General features: G+C 32.9%; 24 protein-coding genes and 2 pseudogenes. 15 read left to right on the top strand and 11 right to left on the bottom strand.

What is annotated here, in order from left to right:
• Nucleotide 1 precedes the first annotated feature (1 nt).
• Entirely contained in the window at nucleotides 2–619 is a 618-nt protein-coding gene (locus tag SB689_RS05645; protein WP_410691183.1) for a hypothetical protein, read from the top strand.
• 457 nt (nucleotides 620–1,076) lie between these two features.
• Nucleotides 1,077–3,548 (top strand): glycosyl hydrolase family 95 catalytic domain-containing protein, encoded by a 2,472-nt coding sequence (locus SB689_RS05640; protein ID WP_410691182.1) that lies wholly within the window; start codon nucleotides 1,077–1,079, stop codon nucleotides 3,546–3,548.
• Here the strand turns inward: SB689_RS05640 and SB689_RS05635 are convergent.
• The gene (locus SB689_RS05635) at nucleotides 3,535–3,831 is read right to left on the bottom strand and encodes an EamA family transporter (RefSeq protein ID WP_410691181.1); all 297 of its coding nucleotides are present in this window, start codon (nucleotides 3,829–3,831) and stop codon (nucleotides 3,535–3,537) included. The two genes, SB689_RS05640 and SB689_RS05635, sit on opposite strands and share 14 nt — an antisense overlap.
• Before the next feature lie 72 nt (nucleotides 3,832–3,903).
• On the opposite strand from SB689_RS05635, the gene SB689_RS05630 reads away from it, so the two are divergent.
• Nucleotides 3,904–4,761: a LysR family transcriptional regulator gene (locus SB689_RS05630; protein ID WP_410691180.1), complete on the top strand. Its 858-nt coding sequence runs from the start codon at nucleotides 3,904–3,906 to the stop codon at nucleotides 4,759–4,761.
• Nucleotides 4,762–4,767: 6 nt separating this feature from the next.
• Here the strand turns inward: SB689_RS05630 and SB689_RS05625 are convergent, their stop codons facing one another.
• From SB689_RS05625 to SB689_RS05595, 7 genes are all read right to left on the bottom strand, one after another.
• Entirely contained in the window at nucleotides 4,768–5,289 is a 522-nt protein-coding gene (locus SB689_RS05625; RefSeq protein ID WP_410691179.1) for a GNAT family N-acetyltransferase, read from the bottom strand.
• A gap of 168 nt (nucleotides 5,290–5,457) precedes the next feature.
• On the bottom strand, nucleotides 5,458–5,721 hold the full coding sequence (locus tag SB689_RS05620; RefSeq protein WP_410691178.1) for a hypothetical protein: 264 nt from the start codon (nucleotides 5,719–5,721) through the stop codon (nucleotides 5,458–5,460).
• 474 nt (nucleotides 5,722–6,195) lie between these two features.
• Entirely contained in the window at nucleotides 6,196–6,978 is a 783-nt protein-coding gene (locus SB689_RS05615) for a hypothetical protein (protein ID WP_410691177.1), read from the bottom strand.
• 6 nt (nucleotides 6,979–6,984) lie between these two features.
• Nucleotides 6,985–7,785, bottom strand: coding sequence for a hypothetical protein (locus SB689_RS05610; protein WP_410691176.1), 801 nt, complete (start codon nucleotides 7,783–7,785; stop codon nucleotides 6,985–6,987).
• Between the two features lie 399 nt (nucleotides 7,786–8,184).
• Nucleotides 8,185–9,024, bottom strand: coding sequence for a hypothetical protein (locus SB689_RS05605; RefSeq protein ID WP_410691175.1), 840 nt, complete (start codon nucleotides 9,022–9,024; stop codon nucleotides 8,185–8,187).
• Nucleotides 9,025–9,069: 45 nt separating this feature from the next.
• Nucleotides 9,070–9,891, bottom strand: a complete 822-nt coding sequence (locus SB689_RS05600) for a hypothetical protein (protein ID WP_410691174.1) — start codon at nucleotides 9,889–9,891, stop codon at nucleotides 9,070–9,072.
• Nucleotides 9,892–10,606: 715 nt separating this feature from the next.
• Nucleotides 10,607–12,208 carry a helix-turn-helix domain-containing protein gene (locus SB689_RS05595; RefSeq protein WP_410691173.1) on the bottom strand — a complete coding sequence of 534 codons (1,602 nt, stop codon included), beginning with the start codon at nucleotides 12,206–12,208 and terminating at the stop codon, nucleotides 10,607–10,609.
• A 1,526-nt stretch (nucleotides 12,209–13,734) separates the two neighbouring features.
• Between SB689_RS05595 and SB689_RS05590 the strand changes: the two genes are divergently transcribed.
• From SB689_RS05590 to SB689_RS05580, 3 genes are all read left to right on the top strand, one after another.
• Entirely contained in the window at nucleotides 13,735–16,752 is a 3,018-nt protein-coding gene (locus SB689_RS05590; protein WP_410691172.1) for an ATP-binding protein, read from the top strand.
• Entirely contained in the window at nucleotides 16,745–17,359 is a 615-nt protein-coding gene (locus tag SB689_RS05585) for a response regulator (RefSeq protein WP_410691171.1), read from the top strand. The genes SB689_RS05590 and SB689_RS05585 overlap by 8 nt, the downstream gene beginning before the upstream one ends.
• A gap of 214 nt (nucleotides 17,360–17,573) precedes the next feature.
• Nucleotides 17,574–18,689: a hypothetical protein gene (locus SB689_RS05580; RefSeq protein WP_410691170.1), complete on the top strand. Its 1,116-nt coding sequence runs from the start codon at nucleotides 17,574–17,576 to the stop codon at nucleotides 18,687–18,689.
• A gap of 154 nt (nucleotides 18,690–18,843) precedes the next feature.
• On the opposite strand, the gene SB689_RS05575 is transcribed toward SB689_RS05580, so the two are convergent.
• Nucleotides 18,844–19,263 (bottom strand): ferritin-like domain-containing protein, encoded by a 420-nt coding sequence (locus SB689_RS05575; RefSeq protein WP_410691292.1) that lies wholly within the window; start codon nucleotides 19,261–19,263, stop codon nucleotides 18,844–18,846.
• 371 nt (nucleotides 19,264–19,634) lie between these two features.
• On the opposite strand from SB689_RS05575, the gene SB689_RS05570 reads away from it, so the two are divergent.
• The 9 genes and pseudogenes from SB689_RS05570 (at nucleotide 19,635) to SB689_RS05530 (ending at nucleotide 26,311) form a co-directional block, all read left to right on the top strand.
• Nucleotides 19,635–20,054 (top strand): low affinity iron permease family protein, encoded by a 420-nt coding sequence (locus SB689_RS05570; protein ID WP_410691169.1) that lies wholly within the window; start codon nucleotides 19,635–19,637, stop codon nucleotides 20,052–20,054.
• A gap of 50 nt (nucleotides 20,055–20,104) precedes the next feature.
• Complete coding sequence (locus tag SB689_RS05565; RefSeq protein ID WP_410691168.1) at nucleotides 20,105–20,608, top strand: CinA family protein; 504 nt, start codon at nucleotides 20,105–20,107, stop codon at nucleotides 20,606–20,608.
• A 44-nt stretch (nucleotides 20,609–20,652) separates the two neighbouring features.
• Nucleotides 20,653–21,405 (top strand): annotated as a pseudogene (locus SB689_RS05560) (SDR family oxidoreductase).
• A 4-nt stretch (nucleotides 21,406–21,409) separates the two neighbouring features.
• Entirely contained in the window at nucleotides 21,410–21,637 is a 228-nt protein-coding gene (locus SB689_RS05555; RefSeq protein WP_410691167.1) for a hypothetical protein, read from the top strand.
• Nucleotides 21,638–21,799: 162 nt separating this feature from the next.
• The gene (locus tag SB689_RS05550) at nucleotides 21,800–22,651 is read left to right on the top strand and encodes a hypothetical protein (protein WP_410691166.1); all 852 of its coding nucleotides are present in this window, start codon (nucleotides 21,800–21,802) and stop codon (nucleotides 22,649–22,651) included.
• A 786-nt stretch (nucleotides 22,652–23,437) separates the two neighbouring features.
• Nucleotides 23,438–23,587, top strand: a complete 150-nt coding sequence (locus tag SB689_RS05545) for a hypothetical protein (protein ID WP_410691165.1) — start codon at nucleotides 23,438–23,440, stop codon at nucleotides 23,585–23,587.
• Between the two features lie 9 nt (nucleotides 23,588–23,596).
• Nucleotides 23,597–24,319, top strand: a complete 723-nt coding sequence (locus tag SB689_RS05540) for a hypothetical protein (RefSeq protein WP_410691164.1) — start codon at nucleotides 23,597–23,599, stop codon at nucleotides 24,317–24,319.
• Between the two features lie 302 nt (nucleotides 24,320–24,621).
• Complete coding sequence (locus tag SB689_RS05535; protein WP_410691163.1) at nucleotides 24,622–25,155, top strand: hypothetical protein; 534 nt, start codon at nucleotides 24,622–24,624, stop codon at nucleotides 25,153–25,155.
• A gap of 97 nt (nucleotides 25,156–25,252) precedes the next feature.
• Nucleotides 25,253–26,311 (top strand): annotated as a pseudogene (locus SB689_RS05530) (3-oxoacyl-ACP synthase III family protein).
• A 144-nt stretch (nucleotides 26,312–26,455) separates the two neighbouring features.
• Here the strand turns inward: SB689_RS05530 and SB689_RS05525 are convergent.
• Together SB689_RS05525 and SB689_RS05520 are read right to left on the bottom strand one after the other, a co-directional pair.
• Nucleotides 26,456–26,647, bottom strand: a complete 192-nt coding sequence (locus SB689_RS05525) for a cold-shock protein (protein WP_047400231.1) — start codon at nucleotides 26,645–26,647, stop codon at nucleotides 26,456–26,458.
• 94 nt (nucleotides 26,648–26,741) lie between these two features.
• Nucleotides 26,742–26,933 carry a cold-shock protein gene (locus SB689_RS05520; protein ID WP_410691162.1) on the bottom strand — a complete coding sequence of 64 codons (192 nt, stop codon included), beginning with the start codon at nucleotides 26,931–26,933 and terminating at the stop codon, nucleotides 26,742–26,744.
• Between the last annotated feature and the right edge of the window lie 5 nt (nucleotides 26,934–26,938).

The following is a 26,938-nucleotide window of genomic DNA, read 5'->3' as shown; positions in this document are numbered from 1 at the left end:
TATGAAAACAAAACTATTTTTTTTGACATTTCTATTACTGTCTCTATCAATCTACGGACAAAAGAAAAAAAAATCTAATATAAAAAAAGGCACTGCAACTAAAACAATTCCAAAGGTCGTACAAAACTATGATGATTATGAAAGTGTTTATGTCACAAATGGCGATTTGGGGTGTTCAAATGTAGTTCCGAGATATGACTATACATTAGATACGGGTTTATTAGTGAAAAATCACGGCGATTTGGATTTGGTAATAAAACTAATTAATCTTCAAGATAATATCGCAAGTAGAATGGTTTACATCGAAAAAAATTCTTCATTTCAAATAAATAATATTCCACAAGGAACATATATCATGAAAGAAGCGCACGGAGAAGTTTGGAAACAAAAAAATGTTGATGGAAAATGTATTGGAGTATTTACTGAAAATGCTAATTACAGACAAAGTAAAAATATTGCAAACTTTTTTGTAACAAAAAGAATTGAAGGAAATTCTGAAGTAACAAGTATTCCTTCATACGAACTTGAATTAGGTATGAGATTTGTCAAAACGCCTGGAGAAAAAAATAATAGCACATACCACACAAATAATATTTCAAGTTCGGAATTTAACAAGTAAAAAACCCGTACAAAATCGTATTGGCAATAGGCGGGGTTTAGTCTGGAAAGAAGATGCTCGCAAGTTTGAAGTTTATCGCCAAAAAGCTTGCCTATTGCCAATACGCAAAACGTTATAGTTATTATTAAAATCTCACAAAACGATTCTTATGCTATATGTTAATATGATAAGAATAGAATGAGATATGCAGATGAAAAATTTTTGATTTTACAGATAGATGATTGATTTTAGCGTTGAAATGCCGATACTGGATTTTACATATCATAATTATAAAGCAATAGAAATTCTGTAAAAAGCTTAAAAAAACAGTTTCGCAACGAGTAGAAAGAGAATATAGAAATTGACTTATCATAAAATTGAAGAAAAGGTGTGATTTAAATATTTTTGTTAGTTTTGAAATAACAGTATTTAACTCAAAAGTAGCTGTAAATGCAGGTTTAAAGTATATAATTAAATTATGAATTTTTATAAAATTAAAGTGATCGTTATTGGAATTATTTTTTCGGTGAACGCAAACGCACAGCAAAATTTAAAATTAACATATAACAAGCCAGCAGAAAATTGGAACGAAGCTTTACCGATAGGAAACGGAAAGTTAGGCGCAATGGTTTTTGGTGGTGCCGTTCAGGAGCATCTTCAGTTGAATGAAGAAACCATTTGGGCCGGAGAACCGGGAAATAACATTCCGAAAAATACTTTCGAAAGCATTCAGAAAGTGAGACGATTGATCAATGAACGACAGTTTGAAAAAGCGCAGGATCTCACCAACAATACGTACCCGAGAACTGCCCCGCAAGATCTCAATTATGGAATGCCGTATCAAACAATGGGCGACTTATTTTTAGATTTCAAAGGTCACGAAAATTTTAAAAATTACAATCGAGCTTTAGACATAGAAAAAGCAATCAGTACAGTATCTTATGAAGTCAATGGTGTGACTTTCAAACGTGAGATTTTTTCCTCATTTGCCGATAATGTGATTATGATTAAATTAAGTTCCAGTAAAAAAGGAAATCTGAATTTCAATATTAATGCTTCCACTCCACATCTGAAAAAATCAATCTTTACTGAGAAAAACCAACTGGTTATTAATGGAACTAGCGGCTCTGTAGATAATAAAATCGGGAAAATTAATTTTAAAACCATTGTATTTCCTGTTTTAAAAGGCGGAAAATTAAACTCAACCGATGATCAGCTGCAAATCTCGGGAGCCGATGAAGTAGTGATTTATGTTTCAATCGCAACCAATTTCAAAAAGTATAATGATCTTTCCGGAAATCCGGGCGCAAGAGTTTCGGAATATTTAAATAAAGCTTTAAACAAAAAATATGATGCTGAATTAAAGGCACATGTTGAAAAATATCAGAAATATTTTAAGCGTGTAAATTTAGATTTGGGAACAACTGAACAGGCTAGGAAAACAACCGATATCAGAATTAAAGAGTTCGGGAATTCAAATGACCCAAACTTAATCGCTTTATATTTCCAGTTCGGACGTTATCTTTTGATTTCCTCATCTCAACAAGGGACCCAGCCCGCCAACTTGCAGGGAATTTGGAATTATCAACTGAATCCCTCTTGGGACAGCAAATACACAGTCAACATCAATACAGAAATGAATTACTGGCCTGCAGAAAACACCAATCTCAGCGAAATGCACGAGCCGTTGTTTGATATGATTCAGGATTTGTCGGTGACTGGAAAAGAATCTGCCAAAGAAATGTATCACGCCAGAGGCTGGAATATGCATCACAACACCGATCTGTGGCGAATTACGGGAGTTGTTGACGGAGGTTTCTACGGAATGTGGCCGATGGGTGGAGCTTGGCTGACACAGCACGTCTGGAATCATTATCTGTATACCGGAGATAAAGAATTTTTAAAAAAAAACTATGAAGCTTTGAAAGGCTGTGCACTCTTCTACTTAGACGTTTTGCAGCAGGATCCTTCAAAAAAATATCTGGTAGTTTCACCATCAATGTCTCCTGAAAACAAGTACTTTAAGAATGTTAGCATTACAGCGGGAACTACGATGGACAACCAATTGGTATTTGATGTGTTTAATAATTTCATCAACGCTTCAAAAATTCTAAATCAGGATGGAAATCTTTCGGATGAAGTGAAGTCGGCTTTGTCAAAACTGCCGCCAATGCAGATCGGGCAACATGCTCAACTGCAGGAATGGCTTACCGATATGGACAGCACCAATGACAAGCACAGACATATTTCTCATTTGTATGGATTGTTTCCATCAGGACAGATTTCACCTCTAAGAAATGCAGAACTGGCTGAAGCTGCAAAAAACTCAATGATTTACCGTGGCGATAAATCCACAGGCTGGTCAATGGGCTGGAAAGTCAATTGGTGGGCAAGATTGCTTGATGGAAACCGCGCTTTTAAGTTAATTTCGGATCAGCTAAGTCCAGCACCAATAGACAATAAGGGTCACTCTGGCGGAACTTACCCCAATCTTTTGGATGCACATCCACCGTTTCAAATTGACGGGAATTTTGGCTGTACTTCAGGAATTGCTGAAATGCTTTTGCAAAGTTATGACGGTTATATTTATCTTTTGCCCGCACTTCCCGATGCTCTGGCGAGTGGTTCTGTTAAAGGATTAAAGGCAAGAGGCGGTTTTGAAATCGATATGGACTGGAATAATTCTAAACTGACGAAACTAATTGTAAAATCTGCTTTGGGAGGAAATGTGAGAATAAGAGTGGCAAAAAATTTAAAATTAAAATCTAAAACAAATCTTGTCTCAGCAAAAGGAGAAAATACAAACGAATATTATCAGACTAATAATATTAAATCACCTTTGAAATCAGACCACGCAGAAATGAAAGGATTTATGATTCCAAAAACAGAAATGTATGATTTTAAAACTCAAAAAGGTGGCGTTTATTCTTTCAATGTCACAGAACAATAATCTCTCTAGCCGAGGTATGTTTAACAATTCCCAATGTCTGAAAATGAATACCAAATGTCAACGGAATTGCCAATCCGATTCCTGCTTTTAAGGAACTCATATTGATATTTTTCAACTGTTTATGAAAAAATAAACCGATTAAAATTGAAGCAAAAAAGAACCTGTAAAACAAAAATGTCGATTGTGAAATATTCCCGATGGACATTTTAGTCACAGGAAACGAAATTCCCCAAAACGCAGTTCCAAGAATCAGAAGCAAGGAATACCAATTTTTCTTTTCCATAATTTTATGATGAATTGATTAATAATTCGATTTACTTTTTAAATTTGCTTTACTAATGATTAATTTGCATTAATGAATATACAGCAGCTCAAATATTTTCTGACCTTGGCAAAAGAACTTCATTTCTGGAATACTTCTGCGAAGATGAATATCACACAATCCGCTCTGAGCCGACAGATTCAATCTTTGGAGAGTGAACTGGGCGTTCAGTTGTTTTATCGTGACAAACGAAATGTAAAGCTCACACCCGCCGGAAAATTTCTGCAGGAAAAATGGGGCGAAGAAATCAATCAGATGCAGTCTTTTCATCAGTTGGCCCGACAAATCCATTTAGGAGAATCCGGAACGATTCGGATTGCGCATCCCGATTCGATTTCCTCTTCCGTTTTACCTGATTTTGTAAAAAAAGTTTCCGCTGCTTTCCCGAACCTTAATCTAGAATTGGTTCAATTGACGAATGAGGCTCAGGAAGATTACCTTAAAAATTTCAAAATAGATTTGGCATTTTCCCGCGATATCAATACTTCTACAGCCATTAATGAAAAGAAATTGGGTTACGAAAACCTTTCTTTTGTAGTTCAGGAAAATCATCAGTTTAAAACATTGTCCGATATTTCTGAAGAAACTTTGAAAGAACAAAAATTTCTTTTAACGATTGGAGATTACAGCAGTAGTTATAATCTTTTAGTTCAAGAAGTGATTGATTCTTATAACATTAAACTCGATTCTTGTATACGTTGCGAGTTTGGCTCAACCATTATTTCGTTGATTAGAAATGAAGTGGGGATTTCGATTCTTCCGCATTCTTATCATCTTCATCAAAATGCCGGAATCCGCTTTATACCGCTTCCTTTTGTCACCGATTTATATATTCAGTGGCGAAAAGACGACCCGAATCCGATTCTTAAAAATATTCTTGAATTAGTTTAAAACCATTTAATTTTTCAAATTCAGCTTCATCATAATATCGGTCTGGTCTTCATTTCCAAATCTGAAAATATGTTTATCAAATTCCACAAAACCATTTTTTTTGTAAAAGCCAATTGCCCGCGAATTGTTTTCCCAAACGCCTAACCAAACGTAATCTACCTCTTTTTCTTTCGCAATTTCAATCGCTTTGTTGTAAAGAATTTGTCCAACTTTCTTCCCGTGAAAATCTTTAGTTACATAAATTCTTTCGATTTCTAGAGCATTTTCTCCTTTGATTTCTGTTTGAGAAGAGCCTTTATTCAGTTTTAAATATCCAATAACTTCATTATCCAGTTTTGCAAAATAGAACTCGGAATTTCCATCGTTCAGTTCGACGGTGAGTTTCTCTGTCGAAAAACTTATTTCTAAATATTCCGCCATACATTCTTCCGTATTGTTTTCGGAGAAGGTTTCAGCAAATGTTTTTCTTCCTATTTCCTGAAGCTTTACTAATTCGTTTTCTGCAATTTTTGTTACAATTATTTCCATTTTTTTATACTTTCCACTCGTAGTTCAACCAATCATTATTTTCTTCTGCACCAAGACGTTCATAGAATTTCTGTCCGGCTTTGTTCCAAGGTGCAACCGTCCATTTTATTTGGGAACAATTCTTTTTTTCTGTCCACGATAATTTTCATTCACATATAATTCTTTCATTTATATTGCTGGTCTGTTTTGGGCAGTGTAAGGAAGAAAATAATACACCAACATTCCTGCAATTTTCGCTTTATCTTCCGCAACTAAACAATAAAAATCAGGCGGATTTTTTGTGAAACCTCTTTCTTTTACAATTTCCGGAGTGATGGCAAAACTGTCAATATATTCTTCAAAAATTGCCAGTTGTTCCATCAAAACCCAAACTTTTTCACTGTCGGATTCTATGGCTTTTCTGATGATAATATTTGTATTCGTTTGAATCAATTTTTATAACTGCAAAATTAGCTGATTTAGTAATGCTGAAAAATGCTATTTTTTAATTAATTGATTGGGTTTTTGCATTAATTAGATATTATATTAGCTTGTTGAGTTTTACATAAACATACTATTTTTATTTTTGAGATTGAAAGAATTAATTAGATAGATTTGCTATAAATTAAAAATAAATCTCAAAAAACGATATATTTTTTTGTGCTTGGTATCTTTACAAAACTAAGATTTATTTGTTGAATATTTTTAAATAAGTTTTAAACAAAAAAAGAGTACCCTTCAAAAGGATACTCGAAAACTAATTTAACCAGCTAGTAACTACTGAATAATTAAACTTGACTTAAATTTTTTTTATATTTAAATATTTTCATTTTTCGTTTGGGAACAATTTTTTTTGAAAATATTTAATTTTTCTTGTGCTATTAGAATCTGCTGCCTATTTTTTTAATTAAAAATGAGGAAAATTCATTAATTAATATAAGAAGCATTGAAAGACATGGATATAATTCTGCACGTCATATTGGCTCCGGATGTGGTTCCATTATTCACAGCTCTGATCATTCTGGCATCAATGGTATGACTACCTGCAGACAGTGATTTAACGGTGCTGAAAGAGAAAGAAGCGTTACTGCCTCCCTGATCTTTTTCCTGAACGGTCAAATAAACATTAGTGGGCTGATTGTCTATAAACAATCTTACTTCATAGTAAGCAGAACCTCCTCCTGAAGGGAAAGCTGCATAATCTATTCCCAACATAAAATTAATAAATACAGCCTTACCTCCCGCCGGAATATTAAGGGCTTGCTGAGTAGTAGGAATCATAATATATCCCAAATCGTTCACCAAGTAACCTGTGTTTGAAGTATTAGCAACTTCTGCGGTAACTACACTAGGTGCAGAAGCATTTGGAACGGTAATAATAGTTCCTGAAGCATCTACTCCCAAAGTTTGTCCGGCTGAAGCCACGGGTGTTGATGAGGTAAGATTTCTAAATTTTAAACCGCTTGTATTCGCAGTTCCGGAATTGAGCTCCACCTTTGAGGTAGGTGCTGAAGTTCCTATTCCCAGACTTCCTGAAGAAGTTGTTGTAAAATCATTAAGCTGTTGGGTTGCAGTAGGAGCTCCGGAAGTACTGTTATCTTTTGCTCCGTCTACATGAAAAGCCGTCTGAGGATTACTGGTATTTATTCCCACTTGTGCAGACAAAGTATTTATGACTAAGAATCCTGCAAATAATAGATGCTTTTTCATAAATCATTAGTTTAAGTAAGAAGCATTGAATGACATGGAAATCGGTTTACATATGTTAACCGCTCCTGCTGCGGTACCGTTACCTGCAGTTCTTTTCATCCTGACATCAAGTGTATGAGTGCCTGCTGAAAGTTCTTTTACGGCACTTAAAGTATATTGAAGCTGTTGTCCTCCTGTGTTCGGACTTGCCGTTGAGATAGGCTCCTGTGTAATAAGATAAGTGTTGGTAGCCACTCCGTCAATAAACAGCATGGCTCTGAAATATCCCGCTCCTGTTCCTGCATAAGGAGTGACAAAGTCGATACCCAACATAAAGTTAATAAACACTGCTTTTCCACCGGTAGGAATTGTAATTGTTTGTGTTGATCCGGAGACTACGGCATCTGAGCTGTCATTCACGTTAAAATCTGCTCCTGATGAAGAATCTACTTCTGCCGTTGTAACTCCTACGGCTGTAGGATTGGGCAGAGTAACTACATTTCCTGAGGCATCTACTCCGATGGTTTGTCCTGCTGAAATAGGGGTAGTAGAGGTAAGGTTGGTAAATTTAAATCCGCTTGTATTGGCAGTTCCTGAATTGATTTCCATCTTTGCGGTAGGAGTTGTAGTTCCTACTCCTACATTTCCTGCATTTGTTACGATTAAATCGTTGAGCTGCTGAGCTGCAGTTGGTGCGCCTGTGCTGTTGTTGTCTTTGGCACCGTCAATGTGGAATGTTCCTCGCGGATTAGAGGTATTAATACCCACTTGTCCAAACGTAACTCCGAAAGCGAGAAGGGAGCACGCTGTAATAATCTTTTTTTTCATGTTTAAAAAATTTTGTATGCTTGACATTGGATGCAAATTTATTGGAATGGTAGTCCTGAAAAAAGAAATAGGCTATTGTTTTTCGAAAAAAGGAAAGTTTTTAATTTTTAAAATATTGATTATTAGTGTTTTGTAATTTTATGTAAAATTCTTGATAATTCTTATTTTAGTGATAGCATATCTTATTTACCTTATCTATTAATCATTATGATTAATAGATAAGGATATTTGCTTAAAAAAAAGAGTACCTTAAAAAAGGATACTCAAACTAATACAGTCAAAAAATAACTGAATAATTAAACATGACTGTGAATTTGTCAATTGAAATTAAAATATATTTCTTATCCTTATTTTGGGAACAATGGACTTTAGAAATATTTAATGGTTGTGTTTTTAGAATCATTCACCTATTCTGTTAATTAAAAACTGAGTTCCATCGCTCAGAAGATTCATACCTGCCAGTCCGCTGCAGTTTCCGGACTGTCCTCTTCCTAAGTTGATTCTTATAGATTTTCCTCCTACAGGAACCTGTGTGGTATAAGTAATTTTACCGGCATGTACAGATTGTGCACCTACACCTGCCAGATGTCGGGTATTGTTGTGCACTCTGGTAAAGCTTGTGGAAAAGGGAAAGTCATAAAAATAAGAACTGAGGGTACATCCCGGATGGTTGGCTTTATACAAAACAGTAATCTGATACATTCCTTGCGGTAGGAAAACCGTATGATTGGGTCCGTCATACGTTAGCCCATCAATAGAATTTTTTATCATGGTCATGGGAATATCCTGAGCGCCTCCAGAACCTACTCCGTTAAGAAAATTAGGAATATCGGCCGTTAATTCAAGAACTGTTGGCCTTGGAATACTCAAAGCATCAATAGATTGTTCTCTTTTTAAGTAGCTTATCGTTGCTGCAGGTCGAAAGGCTCCTAATAAACTTAGGGCTTCAGGAGCTCCGGCAGTAATTAATCCTTCTATTCTCACATTATCACCGGAACTGTTGAAAATAAACAATTTCGTATTGTTTGTATTGTTATTTTGCGGGCGAAAATTTACATTTCCATTAAAGTCTATTACAAAATCATCAAGAAGATTAAGTAATGTAGGTGTTCCTACAGGATTATTTCCATTGGAATCAACATGAAAAGCACCTATAGGACTTGGTGTCTTGATTCCAACACCTTGGGAATACATAAAATTCATACAGGTCACGGAGAGTAATAGTAATATTTTTTTCATTTTGATTACGATTATTAGTTAATACTTAGTAAATGAAAATATTCATTAAGCTCCGAGTTTGTAAATTAATAAATGAGTAGAATTCTTTTTTAAGGTCATTCCTGCTCCTATACAGTTTCCTGCCTGTCCTCTTCCCAAATTGATCGAGAAAGAATTGGAAGCATTCGTTAGTTTTGTAGTATAGCTTATTGTTCCTCCATGGATGGCAAGCCCTCCCACCACATGGGGAGTATTACTATGGATTCTTGCTATTGTACCATTATTGGGGAAATCAAAGAAATAAGAACTCAGATCACAACCGGGGCTGTCATGAACAGCTTCATAAACAAAAGAAATTTCATACGTTCCGGGATCTAATGTGATGGTTCTTGTTGCTGGATCCCAACCAACACCGATAGCATCTTTTACAAGAGCCATATTAACTACCTGAGAACCGCCTGCACCTTCACCAGCCAGAAAGTTATTGGCTGTATCATTCAATAAGGTGAAAAGAGTAGGGGTTGGAATGGAAAGTGACTCCAGCGTTCCCAATGATCTGACAACGCCTGCAGGAGTAACTCCCAACAAAACATCTGTTGCCGGATTCCCTGCTATCAGTGCAGAAACAGAAACAGGATCATTCACTCCATTACCAACAACATGTAATCGATTGGTGGGATTAGTAGTTCCTATTCCTACAAAGCCAGTGCTTGGCTTTACGACGAAATCATTGAGCTGTTGTGCCGCAGAAGGGGCACCTGTCGCGGGATTGTCTCTTCCGGCATCTATATGGAATGCGCCTTGAGGATTATTGGTAAGAATTCCTACCTGAGCCTGTGCAAAAAATGCAGAAAATAAGCAAACGGGAAGTAATAGTTTTTTTTTCATGTTTTAACGTTTTTTATTATGCTTGACATTACTTCGCAAATCTACATCTGCAATATTGTTTTTTAAATAAATTGGGTTTTCATTTTCGAAAAATAGAAAGTTTTTTGGATGTAAATAATTGATTTTAAATTATTTAATATTTATTAGTTTAGAAAGGATAAATCTTTATTAAGTGAGAATATTAACTGTTTAATAACGAGTCGAAGCACATAAATCAGAATTTTTAATAATAGACTCGTTATTTCAAAAAAAATCGTCAGAAATAATTTCTAACGATCTACTTTTCTATGAAAACTATTGAAAACCTTATGGTTAAAGGTTTGTTAGTAAATAAAGAATACGAGAACAGATTCCCGTATTCCGATTAATCATAATTTTGTCCACAGATAATGTTTTTAAAACATGTGTTTTGTAAATTCTGTCAAAGCTTTACACACCTGTTAGATAAATATATTATGATTCACAAATTTATCCTGAGATGATCGTTTCTGAAAGATATACTCTTTTCATTTTCGAAAAAAGGATAGCTTTTTATATTAAGATGTTAATTATTAATTGATTTGAAGTTGTTTTTGTTTGATTTTACATTTTTTAAATTAAAAATTTAAAAAGTTTCCCTCCGAATGTATGTAATGAGAATAATTTTTGAAATGCCCAAAAAAGGCTGTACACAATTGGATACAGTCTGGTGTAAAAATTAATAATTGTATCGAAATTAATTTTTATTATCCTTCTCTTCAAGTTCTATAAAAGAAATAAAGGTAGAAGGTGAAATTCCTGTAATAGATTTAAAGACAGTTGCAAACTTACTGTGATATGTGAAGCCGCATTCTTCTGCCAGTGCACTAACCTTATATTTTCTGTATTTTGGGGATGTATTCAGCTTGTGGATGATGTAGTTGATCCTTAATTTGTTGATATAGCTCTTAAAATCCGTTCCCTTATGCTTTTTAATAACGAAAGAAGTATATCGGATATTGGTGTTGAATTCCGTTGCCAAAAAAGAAAGCGAAATATATGAATTATTGTACATCTCATCCTTTTCAAAGTTTTCGAGCTGTTCAAGAATTTTGGCTTCTGTTTCTTTGTTGATAGCTATATCAGTTTGTTTATTTTCTGAGTCCATTTCTTCAGCTATTATTTCTTCTTCATTTTCATTTTCTTCCACATCGGACGTTATTACATTTTTTTCCAGTACGTATTCTTCTTTTTCTTTATAATGATCGATAATGTTTTTAAACTTTTGATATTCCTGTTTTTGCTTCTTTTTATTAATGATGAAAATGATGATTAGGCTCAAAAACAGTAAAGCACCAATGCCGATTACCATATTTTTTGTGCTGTTCCAGCTTGCGTACTGATCTTTTTCTTTTTCAATTTTGCTATAATTTTTATCAATAAATTCTAAAGCTTTACCCTGTATTTTATTAATATTTTTGTTCTGTTTTTTTCTGTAAAAATTTGCTTTTTTATAATCTTTTGTTTGTTCATACAATTCTGCTAAGCTTTCCGCAGTATGTCTTTTCATTTCCGGAATATCAGTGGCTTCAGCATATTCCAGAGCCTTTAAATAAAATTTTTCAGCCTCAGTGTAGTTTTTTTGTATAAATTTTAATTTTCCGAGACCTACATAGCAAACTCCTGTATTCATATTAGATTTGGGCAAAAACCTTAGAGCCTGCAAATAATGAATTTCAGAAAGTTTATAATTATTCAGATATCGACCATATAGTTCACCTAACATTTGATTGTTTAGTCCAATATTAATGCTGTCTTGCGGAATTTCTGAAAGATATTTAAGAGATTGTTTCAAATATTTTACAGAATTTGGGTATTTTTCTGCGTCTGCTTCTATATTTGCAAGTTCCTGACAAAAAAGAGCCTTTACTTGATATTTTTTTTTTATATCCTTTATTTTATCCGCGATTTTGAGACCCTCATTCAGATAATCTTTAGATTTATGATTAAGCGCTATCTGTCGATATTCATTAGATAAAAGGCCGCGCACTTTGGCTTGTAATTCGTAGTTTTCGGTAGTATTAAGGAGGTCTTTTGCTTTCTCTGCAAATTCTATACTTTTTTCATATTGAGTTTTCTGCAAATAAATCTGAGAAGTCAGCATTAAGCTTCTGCCCTTAATTTCTGGGGTTTTGGCGGCAGTAGTTAGAGAATCTGCTATTTTTAATGCAAGAGATACATCTTTACTTGCTGTTTCTGTTAAGGTTTTAATATATAAATCATCAAAATGTGCTGTGGGGTTTTGTGCCCATATTGTAGTAGAATACAATAAAATAAGAAGAAGTAGATTTTTAGCCATAGCTTGTTTTAGGTTAAAATTTTATATTTTTTACTCAAATACGTTAGCATTGGCGAAGATAAATCAAAAATTATCTAGTATGATATGATTTTGTATTATTAATGTTTTGGCGATTATTTTATACAATTAAGGTTAGAACACAATTCTTATACTCTTTATCTTTAAGAGAATGAAAAAGATCAGAAAAAATTACAGTTTAGAGTTGAAGATAAGTAATTTTAGTCTCAAAAAACGATACTAACTATAATAGGGTTAGTCAACGAAAAAGTAAAATTTAAGATAAAAAAATATTTGCAATCAGCTAATAGTCAATCATCAAAATAAATATTAAAGTAGTGGCAGAAATAGCTTACGAAAGTTATATAAATTAGATTGACGTAATGCTCAACTTTGAAAGCTAACAACAAGCATATAAAACATGGTGATCTACACTGGTTCCAGGTCGATTTGTGCATTTTTCTGTCATCTGAAATTTCGGATCCTAGTTGTTTTAAATTGTATAATGTTATAAGAGGTTAAGTTAGTTTTGTTGATCATATCTAGAAAACTTCTTAAGAAATTGACTATTAATAAATATAGCAAGTTGAATAATTCGATGTTTTTTTTGGAGCCTATGCGTAATTTTTGCTAGCATTAAAAAATGTAAATGATTGAATTTAAGTTGAATGAGAGCTCCACTTCCAAATTTAGCATTTGAAGTCGATCTGTGTTTGGTATAGCGATTTGAGTACGTTCAAGCATCTTTTTTTGCGTTCTTGAGTCCCTCACTGCTAGGTTTAAATCTTTTGCTCAGTTGAATGCAAAATTGCAGTGTCATATGGGATCTAAGTGTAAATTTAAGTTTTGGTACATACCTACTTACAATCTACACGAATAATTAGACGAAATAACTAACAATATTTATTTTACATTTTAGCAAATATTTCGTCCTATAAGAAAGGATAAAATTCTTTCAAATAAAAGGCGAAATATACTGAGATTTGATTTCAATAAATTTCAATTATTGGGGTCTAGCTTTGCTTTAATATTATATATATCGTAACTTTGTTTAGACTAATTTGGGTTTGTGCAAAGCAGTCCCTGATTTGTCCCTTGTATTCAATAAAGCATTGAATATAAAAGAGTTCCAGTTTCTATATCGAAACTTTGTAGATGAATTATTAGTCAGTGATATCAATTAGTCTCTGAAAACTAAAAATGGTGAATCGATAAGTTCACCATTACACTTTATATTCAGAATGAGTTTAAGCTTTAATAAATTCCAAAAGATCTTTATTGATAGTCTCTGCTTTTGTGGTTGATATTCCTTGCGGAAATCCTGAATATGTTTTTATTGTTCCGTTTTTCAATAATTTAATTGATTTTAGTCCTGTATTTTGGTAAGGTACAATCTGCTCATCAATTGAACTATATGAAATGTTTATAAATAGTATGTAACTTATAATATTAGTTGAAAAATAGTAGGAAATGTTTAAAAATCATTATAAAAATGCATTATCTTTACCTAGTTTTTAAAAAGGGCCGATTTGTACAAATTTTTTTTCATATTTATTCTTTTTACATGTTTTTTTTCAACCTATTCTCAGCGCTATAACATTCAATTTTATAATACGGACAACGGTCTTCCCCAGAACAGCATAAAAGATATTATAAAAGACCGGTATGGCTTTATTTGGCTCACTACAGAAAATGGAATTGTAAGATATGATGGTCTGCACTTTCTGGTTTATAAAAGTTTTCCATTAAGCAGCCAACGTTTTACTTTTTTCTACGGAAATCCTGAGAAGGATAGTATCTTTACCGTAGCAGACCATGGAAAAACTGTACTTATAGAAAGAAAAGTTCCAAAAGTATTTGGCAATGTAAAAAGGACCTCGACCGTTATTGTTAAGGATAATGTCAATTATTATTTATATTCTTCAAATTATAGCTATAGTCCTTCACCTGGAGTCTTTTTTTTCATGGATTTCAAAAAAGGGAAGTACTTTATGACAGAAAATTCATTTACATATGAAGATCGGTGTTCCAAGGTTATAAAAAATTTAAAACTAAAGCCTTTTCTCAAATATAATCCCAGTGTTTTTGCTATCAATGAATTGTTATTTTATATCGATTACGAATCAAAAAAGGTTAAAAAGATAGAAGAGGGAGAAATTACCGGGATTTACAACTTACCGCTCCTTACAGATAGTAAAAGTAAAATATTTTGGAGCAGGACTAACGGCCAGGTTTTTATTTTAAATAATAACATTATTTATACATGTTCTTACAGCAAGGTCCAACTCAATACAGCAAAACTGGTAGAAACGGATAGTATACTTGAGAATAACTTAAATAGCATATATTATGATGAAAATTATAAAAAGCTATATCTCGGTAGTAGTACCGACGGATTAAAAGTTTTAAGTTTATCGGATTTTGTTTCTTCAAAAAGAAAATCTTTGCCATCTTCGTCAATTTTTTATTCTGTCAGACCTTATAATGACTCTTGTGTAATAACGCCAAATGGAGAAATCTTTAACAGAAACGGCTTTGTAGAAAGTAAGAATTTCAAAAAAGCAAGTTCATATTTTTTGGATTTTGATAAATATGGAAATATTGTTACCAGAAAGGAAGACACTCTTCTTATCTATAAAAAAAATGCTGGTTATCAGGATTTCTTTCGTGTTTTTGAAAAAAAGAATATCTTAACTGACTTTTTTTTTGATGGGAATAAGTATTATATGCTGTTTGTCAGGCAAAAGAGAGGAGAGGGATTCTCTGGCATGGTGGCAGTATATGAAAATTGGTCTATTAAATCACTAAAGAAAAAATACTTATTTGCAAATGAGCCAACAAAATTTAAAGTAACCGATGAAGGGGATATTTTGGTGGGTACTATTAAAGGACTTTACAAAATATCATCAAGGCAACATAAAATATATCATTTTGCTGCTAAAAGTGAACTATCAATTAGGGATATTGTCCGCTCCAAAGATGGTAAATTTTGGATAACAACTTCAGGAAAAGGATTTTATCTTCTAGAAAATAACAAGCTCCTAAAAATGCCTAATGATATCGATAATAATACTTCTTCAGCACATACTCTTTTAGAAGATCAAAACGGTTTTTTCTGGATTTCAACCAACAATGGCTTATATAAAATAAGGGAAAGCGAACTTTTAAGATATCGAAACAATACGAACGTTAGAATAAACTATTATAGATTTGCTAAGGACGCTGGTTTTAATACCAACGAATTTAATGGTGGTGGGAATATTAATGGTAATCGATTAAAAAACGGTGAATTTGTTTTACCTACTTTGGATGGCCTTGTATTTTTCGATCCTGGAAAAGTAAAAAGTTATTATCCAGAGCATTTATATGTGGAGAGAGCTTTAGTGGATGGCAGGGAAATACTTTTTAAAAATAATCTAAACCTTAAGCGCGAATCTAAACGATTGGATATTTTTATTGATGTTCCATATTATGGAAATCCCGATAACATTACTATAGAGGCAAAACTTGATAACGAATCGGATGGAAAATGGGAGGTCATTGGTAGTGATAGAAAATTTTCAATTTCTAATCCAGGATATGGAAAGTATTCTCTTGTGGTAAGAATGCTCACTTCTGATAAAGGAAAATTTATTTATAAGAATATCAATATTATTATTCCACCTTATTATTATCAAACAATATGGTTTAAAACGTCTGTTTTCTTATTTCTATTATTCCTGCTTTACCTTTCAGTGAAATGGAGAATTAGTTTTCTTCAAAAGAGAAACAGTGAATTGGAAAAAATTATTCACCAGAGAACAAAAAGTCTATCAAGTACAGTGGAAAATTTAGAAGTAACTAAATTAAAACTGCATAAAGAAATTGAACAGCAAAAAAAGCTTATCGGCACCATTACTCATGATATCACTACTCCGCTAAAGTTTATTGCATTAACCAGCAAAGAGGTATTGAAAAGAAATGAATTGGATGTTCGTCATGCTGAAAAAGTTCTGAATTCAATTTATAAATCATCTAATCAGCTATATAATTTTACATTAACCTTAAAAGAGTATGCAGATATTTATAGCCATTACAGATCGGATGACATCGTATTATATTCCCTGTATAAGGTGGTTGAAGAGAAAAAGATTCTTTTTGATGAAATAGCAAGAAATAATAATACCATAATCACCAACAATGTTAGTAAAGAAATACTTACAGAGGTCAGTAAAAATATATTGGCGGCCATTATTCATAATTTACTTGATAACGCTGTAAAATATACAGAAAATGGATCAATCGATATAAGCTGTATAATGAGTGTTGATAGTACATCCTTAATAATTAGTGACACTGGGCTGGGGATGGACATAGAAAAAATAGAATACTATACAAAGCTTCAGAGGAATATTGATAATGAGAAACTATTATTACAGAAATATGGTATGGGATTACACCTCATATTGCAGTTATTACAAATGATAGAAGGTAAAATTATTATCGAAAAAAACTCACCAAAAGGAACTTTATTCAGATTAGTTTTAAAAAATAAAAATAATGATTAGAAACATTCTTATAGCAGATGATCATGATATTGTATTAACCGGAACAACCATTATATTAGAATCGCAGATTCCAAATGTAATAGTGGATCAGGCAGAAAATTATCATCAGGTCCTTGATAAAATTTCCAAACAAGAATATGATTTGATTATTTTGGATATCAATATGCCAGAGAGCAAAAATAAAAAAATGATCTCTGAAATTAAAAGTATTTCCCCCTATATAAAGATTCTTGTTTTTTCTGCGTACGAAGAAGAAATAGCTATACAGTACATTAAAGAAGGTGCTGACGGATACATTAATAAATTAAGCAAGGTGGAAGAAATAACAGAAGCCGTAAATAAAATGTTCTCCGAAGGATATTATTATCCAAATGGTATTGTGAGTAAGTTGTTACAGCCATCCACTTTGGATATGATAAAAAGTTTATCAGAGAGAGAGTATGAAATTTTCAATTTAATGGTAAAAGGATATGGAAATTTAGAAATTTCTAACGCACTGAAGATACAAATGTCTACTATCAGTACTTATAAAAAAAGAATTCACAGCAAATTGAAAACTACGAATCTTGCCAGTCTTATAAAAATGTATGAAGTGTATACTTCATAAAAATTTCTTGTAGAAAAGTTTCTACATGGTCTATTATTTTATTCTACGCATTGTGATATTTTACTTTAGGCAATTCCACTAATTTTACATTATGTTAAAAAAAGAGCTGGAATAGAGGGCTAATTTAAAAATATAGCTTTAAAAAAGTAAAGTTTATTCTCTATCTATTGAAGCCTGATTCAGACCAGAGTTACAATGCTTAAAATAATAATAAATGTTTAAAAATTCTACAAAATTATGTGTCGCAATAGGAGTAATGAACTCTTTTATTGCCTTTGCCCAAACTGGTAATGTAGGTATAAATACCACTACTCCCGGCTCGACTATTGACATTAATGGTTCTGTGGCAGCAAAGTACAGTGCAGTTAGTACCACACCTTATACTTTGACCTCAACAGATTTCCATGTGTCATATAACGGTTCTTCTAATGCGGTATTTAATCTTCCTCCTGCAATTAATGGGGTAGGGAATTTCAAAGGACGTATGTATACCATAAAGAATAATACGAATTTTGCAATCACAGTGAACGCTGCTGCTCCCGAAACAATCAATGGAAGCACAAATGTTTCTATACCTGCTAATCAAAGTCTTCAATTGATCAATACGGGTCTTAACGGTGCAAATTCTACATGGGAAACCATTTCATCAGGATCAACTTTAACGGCAAGTAATGGTCTTGCTATTACGGGTAACGATGTGAAATTAGGAGGTACCCTTTCCCAAGATACAGATATTGTAACGGCTGGTAATAATTTAAGTATTACAGGTACGGGCAAAGTATTGGTAGGTAATAATACCACTCCAACGGGAGCAGCTAATGCTAAAATGGTGATTGATAATGGTACCACAAATGGAGCTATACAAATCAAGGATGGAACAGAAAGCCTCGGATATGTATTAACCAGTGATTCTAACGGATTAGCGACGTGGTCATCCACAGTTACCACCGCTTTTGCCAATAACTGGACATCTTACAGTGGTACATTAACAAACCCCTTTACAGCAGCAACAGGTATAAATGGCGTAGCAACAGGAATTTCACTTACCATTCCTGCAAAAGGATGGTACTTCATACGTAGTGGTGTTGCTATAAATTCAGGTTGTAATGATTACTTCTTTTATATTAATGGTATTGGAGATGTCTGGAGAAGTTATTGTGGATCAAATACAGCAGCTTTTATGTTTCCGAGAGATCAAAATCGTGTATTATATTTTGCTACACCAGGTAATTATCCGGTTTTAGCGGGTAAAACTAATGGTGTCATTCCTGCTGGTTTTGATGTAGGTAACCCTACTTTCTACCTGGATTTTGTAAAGTTTCAAAATTAATATAGTACTATTAAAACATTCTATATATAAAAAAACGATTCTAACAACATAAAATGAAAATTGAAAAGCTGTTTAGGTCATTCCTTTTCAGCTTTTCTTGTTATTAATTTCCCAAGATAATAATGAGACCTGATTTCAGGTCTCATTATTATATTTACTTTGCCTTACTGTTAAGGTTGGTATCAGCAACTTTTGTTAATAGCTCATCGCATTTTTTCTCCTCCTTAAGTGTTGCCAGTAAATTTTTAAGGCACACTTTTTCTTTAAGAACCTTTGCAAAAGCAGCTAGTGTTCCATATGTTGCCACTCCATAATGTTCAACTTTTTGGGCTGCAGCAATAATACCTGCATCTCTTACAGATCCAGGTTCAGTTTCTTCTATAATACTCTTACCTTCGTCAAGTAACCATTGCATAGCATCACATTTTTTTGCCTGTGCTTTTTTGCCTAAGGCAGCAAAGCATTCTTCGAGTCGCAGCACATGAACTTCGGTTTCAGCAAGATGATTTTCGATAGCCGTTTTCAAATTTTTATCGGTCGCATTTTTCTGCATTTTCGGAAGTTCTTTTACCAGTGCTTTTTCCGCCCGATAAATATCTTTTAGAGAATCTTCAAATAGATCTTTCAGCTCTTTGGCAGCTCCTTTTTTTGCTGGTACTTTGGATGTTGTTCTTGCAGTTACCGCTTTTTTTAGGTGCTGCTTTCTTCGTTGTGGACTTGGTTTCCATAATAATATAATTTAGTGAATAATTTAATCTGGTAACTAGTATTCTACAATTCTAAGACCATTTGCCTTTACTGTTGTAATTCATAATTATTCCAGATTTATAATTATGACTGAGGTCATAAAATTTTTAAATTTTGCTTTACTAAATTAGATTTAACAGTTTACTGGATCACATTTTCTTTATGGTGTATTATAAAAATTATACTAATTAATTACTTATGAAAAAGAAATTTTTTGACCGATTTGCAGATTGGGCGGTATGTTTTACGGGAAGTGCCGGAGCTTTCATAGGAGCAAGCTTACTTGTCATAGTATGGGCTGCTACAGGACCAATGTTTAAGTTTAGTGAAGTCTGGCAAATGGTAATCAATACAGGAACTACTATCATTACCTTCCTTATGGTTTTTCTTATACAAAAAGCTCAAAACAAGGACTCTAAAGCAATTCAGATTAAACTCAACGAATTGATTGCTACTCACGAACAGGCTAGTGATAAAATAGTAGACATTGAGGACTTGACAGAAGAAGAATTAGATGAACTGCACAAATTTTATGAGAAGCTGGGAAAGCTACCGAAGAAAAAAGAAAAGCCATCGATATCTCATTCTGTTAATGAAAGAAATAAAAGGTATAAATAATGAGATTTAGATTAAGGACAAATCTATTGACAACTTTATAGATCACTATTATGGAATTTCAAAAGGACTTATTAGAATATATTGGAAATCGCTTACTCGAGGCTAATGAAAGCATATCGATTGCCGAAAGTGTTACCTCCGGTTTGTTACAATTTTCATTTTCACAGATAAAGGATGCTTCTTTATTTTTTAAAGGTGGAATTACCGCCTATACTTTGGAAGAAAAAGTAAGATTTCTGAATATCGACAGAAAAGAAGCCGAAGAGTGCGATTGTGTTTCCCAGCACATTGCCGAAATGATGTCATTAAATATGGCCATATTATTTAAAACCGACTGGTCTGTAGGAATTACAGGCTACGCAACTCCCGTAAAAGAGTCAGGAAATGAAATTTTTGCGTACTTCTCCTTTTCATACAAAGGCAAGATAATGTTCTCCACAAAAATGGATCTACATCCCAAAACCGAAGCATTGCGCGCTCAATTATACTACAGTGAATTTATATTGGACTGTTTAAAGGTGCAATTGGATATGCAGTTAGAAAAACAAAACTAAATATCAGTCTATTAAACAAAGCTCAACTATAACCAGTTATTACTATGGAAAACTTACCATTAAAAAATAAATCTGTGCTCATTACGGGTGCTGACAGTGGCATAGGAAAAGCCATTGCTTCACTTTTTGCCCTAGAGGGAGCTAATATCGCCTTTATCCATTACAAAGATTTTAAAGATGCTGAAAAGGCGGAAAGGGAAATTATCGCATTAGGTACGCGCACCATATCTTTTGGAGGCGATGTCAATGATGCTCAATTTTGTAAAAATACAGTTTAAAAAATTGTTTCTGAATTTGGTGGGATTGACATTTTAATTAATAATGCAGGAACACAGATTCCCTGTGAGAATATTATAGATCTAAGCGAGGAAAATATCAGAAAAACCTTTAATTCCAATATTATTGGAATGATTTTACTGACAAAAGCGGTATTTCCTTATTTGAATGCGGGAAGTTCAATTATCAATACAACCTCTGCGGTGGCCTATCTGGGACACGAAGAGTTACTGGACTATTCTGCTACAAAAGGTGCTATAGTCTCTTTCACGCGTTCACTCGCATTGCAGTCAAAACCAAAAGTCATCCGTGTCAATGCTGTTGCTCCCAGGCTCGTTGCAACGCCACTTACAGAAAAAACTTTTGGACAGGAGGAAGAGGATGAAACAAAGCCACCATTGGAGCGCAACGCAAGCACTGATGAAGTTGCTACCAGCTTTTTGTTTCTGGCAACAGATGCTTCAGTTCAGATTACAGGACAGGTTTTACATCCAAACGGAGGTTTAATTGTTAATGGATAAAAATATGAATAGAGTTATTATTCAGTTTTTCCATTGGTACCATTCGGGTGAACTTTGGAAGGAGTTTATAGAAAAAGCCGGTCTTTTAAAAGAATTAGGATTTACTGCTGTTTGGTTTCCTCCTGCTACAAAATGCAGTCTTGGAAAAGATGGCCGTGGATATGATGTGTATGATCTTTATGACTTGGGGGAGTTTGATCAAAAAGGCGGTATTCCAATTTTAATGCTTTAAAATCATTAATCACTATTCAATGAATTGAATATCAGGTGGTTATGATCTTTTTTAATTTATTTTTTTTATATTTGCGTAATAATTAATTGTATTATAATCTATAAAAACTTCCGGGGTACACAAGGTCATATAGAATACTTTTATAAAAAATAACAAACAAAAATGAGAAAAATTATTATTTCAGCATTGATAATATTATCAAATGGTGTCACTTTTGCGCAAGTTGGAATTAGCACAAATAATCCCTCTGCCGCATTAGATATTGTAAGCAAAGGTAATACAAGTGCTACAAAAGCCTTAGAAGTAAATAATTCGAGTGCGAAAGAGTTGATGACAGTCTTGAATAATGGAAATGTAGGAATTGGAGAAACAGCACCCTCTGCTACTCTGCAAATTACAAATACCTCTAGTACAGCTGTAAGAATCGTAGATGGAACACAAGGAGCTGGGAAAGTACTTACATCTGATGCGTCTGGCAATACAACTTGGATAAGTCCTGCTTTAAAAGCAATTGCAGGAAGCTTTCCAACTTCAACTGTCAGTTTTACTTCTTATGGAGCTGGAAATCCCCCTAATATTTCATTGTATACAGGAGCCACAATAATACTACCAGCAGGAAAGTGGTTGGTTTCTTTTGGTTCACTTGCTTCCTTAGGTCAGAATGACAGAATTAATATGAGCGATGCTCAATTATGGTGCACTGCGTATTTAACAGATTCTACAACAAACAGTACGGCTACTTCAGACTACATCTCATCTTATACCGGCTTAAGAGGGTCAGGAGGATCTATTGGGCGTGGTATGAACAGAACCATGGTAATCGGCTCAATAGCTGTAAATAATGCCACCGGAGCAAACAAGACGTATTATTTATGGGCTAATCAAGAATTTGAAACAGCTCCAAGTGGAACAAATCTTATTAATGTGAATGCCAGCGGAACCGCTGGATATTGGATAAATATTTTTGGAAGTGGAAATTGGGAAAGATATTTTTATGCGATACCAATTCAATGATAATTGGTAATTATATAATTTATGGCAAAGAGTTAGAAAATAGTAAAGATAGCATAAACTCACATTTTTATTATTTAACCACATATATGATATAAAGTTTGAAATAAAAAAATCATCATATATATCATTCTAAAAGTTTAAGATTTACCTCCAATTATTATGAACGGAAGCTCTGACCTAATGTACAGCGTAAATATGAGATTTCACTATTCTACTTTTAATTGCTCATAAATATCCATTTTTACATTGAGATAATTGTCTAAAAAAGATGTAAAAATGAAAGAAATATTTGAAACTTTCAAGCCTAAGAATGTATTGACCAAAAGATATGTCGATTACTATTATCTTGATATAAAACAAAATAACGAAATTAACGAATTTCAATGTTTTCCTCATTTCAATAATACAATGCAAAATTTAGAAGCCTTGACCACTTAATTTCAATTTTGCATTATCATGTAATTTTAGTTTGAATTAACCTCCGTTTTCATAATGAAGGTGGAATTTTTCGTACATCTATTGATTTTAGAAGTGATGATCAATTCAATCCAAAATTGACTTGTCAGTACCACAATTCTTCCAGTTTTTCAGAAATTAACTAAGCAAAATCTAACAAATTAATTGAGTATCTAATATTTTTAAAATAAAAACCATTATATAGTACAACAAGCAAAAAACTATTATAGAGGATTATGCCTATAAGACTGTAATTGCTAAGGCGATTGTCGGGTTTTCAGAATAAATCAAGAAAAATCAAAATGAAATACAGATGAATATGTTACCTACATGAAAACCGCTCTAGGGGAAATTCATCAAGATCCTTTGAGAAAAAGATCAAAAAATGATTCAACAAGTTCATTGAGTGATGGAGTAGATCCGAACAAAATGCTTGAATTATTTCAAAAATTTGCAGAAATATTTAAACCAAACTCATAAATTAAATAGATGGATATAAAGGATTTTGAAAATTTTAAACAAGAGGTAAGCTGGTTTGTCGTAAAAAATGATAACGTCGAAATTGAACATATCAATAATAAAAATTTTAGTCTAAAATTTATTGAGACATTCCCAACTGTATACAAACTATTGCTGCAATCGACTTCGATTTTGGGCGTTACAATAACATCATCTAAAAACAAAAATTCAAACTATTGTCTATATACTTGGGATGACAAGGATGGCTGTAAATGTGGTTGGTTATGTAAATCTGAACAAATTCAGACAGAAATTAAAGTGTTACCTGAACATCAGCTACTCTTGGATGAGATGGGTGGAATAAAAGAAACATATCATCGATTTAGTACAGAAACTGAAATACTGACCGATAATCAGAATTTTATTTTTATCAAATCTTTACTAACAAAAGGATTGGGTGATTGGATTGACTATTATGATCAGATTTGTACAGATGAGCATATAAAACAAGTTGACACAAAAGATATAGTTTGTTTTGCAGGTGAAGCGAATGGGAATGAGACTTTTTATGACCCAAATACAAAACAGGTTTTACTTTTTGCTCCTGACCACAGTTTTGAAAATGTTGAAGTTTTAAAAGATCAATCAGAATATACATTTTATACCATTAATAATGTAACGACATTTGTTGACTATGTAGAAACACTTGCTCAACAATGGTTAGAAAATATTAAAACTGAAGTTAATAAATAACCATAATATGAAAATAGTAATAAGATAGATATTGAGAAAGTTGCTCAAGCTGTAAAATTTATTGAAGAGGGAACAAAAATTCTTACCGAAATGCATTCTGAAAATAGAGTTAATATGTCAGATGAAGAAATATTGATTAATTACAAAGGAGGTAAAAATCTATATAAATTCTTCATTTAGATAGCAGTATTTATCAATTTGACAAGTTAATAAAAGATTTAAAAAAGCTTACAATATAAAATAATCGATCTCAAAAAATGATTATGTTTTTATCGTAGGACATAAAATTTAACAAATTAAATATGAATTATTATAAACATTGGGAAAGTTGTATTGATCAAATTGAAAAAGGGCAAATTGAAAATGCTACTCTTTATGCTCTTAAAATTGCAGTAAAGTTAGATGTATCACAAGTTTTAATTGACAGAATAATGTCAATAAACTTAAAAAGTTACGAGAAAAAAGTTGAAGCACAGATGGATGAATGTCTAAAACGAGCAAAATTAGAAAATGCAGAAGCCTTATGTCTATATTACAATTTAGATAATGGCTGGGACAGCACAATATATATATGTAAAGAATATACAGATGAAAATAGCTATTGGATCTCCAAAAGCAGAAGTTGGATTGAAATAGGAAAAACTAAAGGTTTTTCAGGTATATATAAAATAGATGCTCAAAGTGCTTTTTTTGGGGATAAAATAAGTTCCGGAATTTGTATTCTCTTAATGTTAAGAACAACAATTTCTTTTTATAATGTTGCACAAAAATTTTCAGATTGTGGGATGAAAATTTGTATAACAGCGACAGAAAGTGATTTTGTAAGAGTGTTGTAATGAACAAAAAAGTAACTAGCCAACATGTTTTATTTAATTTAGTGTTTGTGAAAATCCGATCAAATATTCTTAAAAAACGATTATAAAATTAAATTACATGACAAGTAAAATTATTGGTGTAGGAAATTATATACCCTTAGAGGTTATTGACAATGCATTTTTTAATGAAAATCTTTTTTTTGATGAAAATGGCAATAAGTTAGAGCGCGATAATGCTGTAATTGCCCAAAAACTTAAAGAAATCACTGGAATAGAAGAAAGACGGTATGCATCTAAGGAATTGGTCACTTCAGATCTAGGACTTATCGCCGCAAAAGCTGCGATACAAAACGCTCATATTGATCAGGAGACATTAGATTATATCATATTTGCTCATAATTTTGGTGATGTTCCTTATGGGGAAGTACAATCTGATGCAGTTCCCAGCTTAGCCTCAAGGGTCAAACATCAGCTGGGAATTAAAAATAATTACTGTGTTGCTTATGATGTGATATTTGGATGTCCCGGATGGGTTGAAGGGGTAATACAAGCCAATGCATTTATTAAAGCCGGTATTGCTAAAACTTGTTTGGTTATAGGAGCAGAAACCTTATCTCGAGTAGCTGATATTCATGATCGGGACAGTATGATTTATGCAGATGGTGCGGGGGCAGTAGTTATCCAGGCGACAGAGGGTGATTCTGGTATTAAATCGCATGTTTCGGCTTCTCACACTTTCAAAGAGAAAGATTATCTGTATTTTGGATAATCTAATAATACGGAGAACTTGTCAGATACGAAATTCATCAAAATGACCGGAAGAAAAATATATGAATTTGCTCTTTTACATGTACCTGAAGCCATGAAAAAATGTCTTGATGATAGTGGATATAAGATAAATGAATTGAGCAAAATTATTATTCACCAGGCTAATGAGAAAATGGATGAAGAAATTGTAAAGCGTTTTTACAAATTATATGATACAGCAGTATCTAAAGATATTATGCCTATGATCATTAATAAACTAGGGAATAGCAGTGTTGCAACGATACCAACTTTACTCTCAATGATTTTAAATAAAGAACTTGAGGCTCATGAGATCAACGAGAATGATACCATATTATTTGCTTCTGTTGGGGCCGGTATGAATATCAATGCTTTAGTTTATAAATTTTAATATAGAATAATACCTAAATATTTTATTAATTAATATTAAAAATAGCAGTTGCTTTCTCTTATTAAAAAAAATAGCAGAGAACGTTTATAGTTCTCTGCTAATTATTATATTGAGAAAAAAGCTATTATAAGCTTTCTTCTTAATTTAAGCTATTTTAACGTTAACTGCGTTAACGCCTTTGTTACCGTTTTGTACGTCATATGTTACGACATCATTTTCACGAATATCATTAACTAAACCTGAAGTATGTACGAAAACATCTGGACCTCCATTTGAAGGTGTAATAAAACCAAATCCTTTGGCATCGTTAAAGAATTTTACTGTTCCTTGTTGCATTGTATTGTATTATAAAATTGTTGTATTTACTTAAAAATCGTTTTTGGCTGTTGCCATACCTGTGATGATGATTAGATCAAAACAGTTTTTTAATTTAAGCTATTTTTACGTTAACTGCGTTAACGCCTTTTGCTCCGTTTTGTAGGTCAAATGTTACGACATCGTTTTCACGAATATCATTAACTAAACCTGAAGTATGTACGAAGACATCTGGATCTCCATTTGAAGGTGAAATAAAACCAAATCCTTTAGTTTCGTTAAAGAATTTTACTGTTCCTTGTTGCATTGTAT

It is taken from the genome of Chryseobacterium sp. SIMBA_038 (assembly GCF_046535115.1).
In the GTDB taxonomy this organism is placed as follows: domain Bacteria; phylum Bacteroidota; class Bacteroidia; order Flavobacteriales; family Weeksellaceae; genus Chryseobacterium.
This window is presented reverse-complemented; position numbering and strand designations above follow the sequence as displayed.

Bases quoted from the DNA above. Each gene is read 5' to 3' on its own strand.
- SB689_RS05645 (WP_410691183.1), top strand. From the start codon at position 2: ATGAAAACAAAACTATTTTTTTTGACATTTCTATTACTGTCTCTATCA.
- SB689_RS05640 (WP_410691182.1), top strand. From the start codon at position 1,077: ATGAATTTTTATAAAATTAAAGTGATCGTTATTGGAATTATTTTTTCG.
- SB689_RS05635 (WP_410691181.1), bottom strand. From the start codon at position 3,831: ATGGAAAAGAAAAATTGGTATTCCTTGCTTCTGATTCTTGGAACTGCG.
- SB689_RS05630 (WP_410691180.1), top strand. From the start codon at position 3,904: ATGAATATACAGCAGCTCAAATATTTTCTGACCTTGGCAAAAGAACTT.
- SB689_RS05625 (WP_410691179.1), bottom strand. From the start codon at position 5,289: ATGGAAATAATTGTAACAAAAATTGCAGAAAACGAATTAGTAAAGCTT.
- SB689_RS05615 (WP_410691177.1), bottom strand. From the start codon at position 6,978: ATGAAAAAGCATCTATTATTTGCAGGATTCTTAGTCATAAATACTTTG.
- SB689_RS05610 (WP_410691176.1), bottom strand. From the start codon at position 7,785: ATGAAAAAAAAGATTATTACAGCGTGCTCCCTTCTCGCTTTCGGAGTT.
- SB689_RS05605 (WP_410691175.1), bottom strand. From the start codon at position 9,024: ATGAAAAAAATATTACTATTACTCTCCGTGACCTGTATGAATTTTATG.
- SB689_RS05600 (WP_410691174.1), bottom strand. From the start codon at position 9,891: ATGAAAAAAAAACTATTACTTCCCGTTTGCTTATTTTCTGCATTTTTT.
- SB689_RS05595 (WP_410691173.1), bottom strand. From the start codon at position 12,208: ATGGCTAAAAATCTACTTCTTCTTATTTTATTGTATTCTACTACAATA.
- SB689_RS05585 (WP_410691171.1), top strand. From the start codon at position 16,745: ATGATTAGAAACATTCTTATAGCAGATGATCATGATATTGTATTAACC.
- SB689_RS05580 (WP_410691170.1), top strand. From the start codon at position 17,574: ATGTTTAAAAATTCTACAAAATTATGTGTCGCAATAGGAGTAATGAAC.
- SB689_RS05570 (WP_410691169.1), top strand. From the start codon at position 19,635: ATGAAAAAGAAATTTTTTGACCGATTTGCAGATTGGGCGGTATGTTTT.
- SB689_RS05565 (WP_410691168.1), top strand. From the start codon at position 20,105: ATGGAATTTCAAAAGGACTTATTAGAATATATTGGAAATCGCTTACTC.
- SB689_RS05555 (WP_410691167.1), top strand. From the start codon at position 21,410: ATGAATAGAGTTATTATTCAGTTTTTCCATTGGTACCATTCGGGTGAA.
- SB689_RS05550 (WP_410691166.1), top strand. From the start codon at position 21,800: ATGAGAAAAATTATTATTTCAGCATTGATAATATTATCAAATGGTGTC.
- SB689_RS05545 (WP_410691165.1), top strand. From the start codon at position 23,438: ATGAAAACCGCTCTAGGGGAAATTCATCAAGATCCTTTGAGAAAAAGA.
- SB689_RS05540 (WP_410691164.1), top strand. From the start codon at position 23,597: ATGGATATAAAGGATTTTGAAAATTTTAAACAAGAGGTAAGCTGGTTT.
- SB689_RS05535 (WP_410691163.1), top strand. From the start codon at position 24,622: ATGAATTATTATAAACATTGGGAAAGTTGTATTGATCAAATTGAAAAA.
- SB689_RS05525 (WP_047400231.1), bottom strand. From the start codon at position 26,647: ATGCAACAAGGAACAGTAAAATTCTTTAACGATGCCAAAGGATTTGGT.
- SB689_RS05520 (WP_410691162.1), bottom strand. From the start codon at position 26,933: ATGCAACAAGGAACAGTAAAATTCTTTAACGAAACTAAAGGATTTGGT.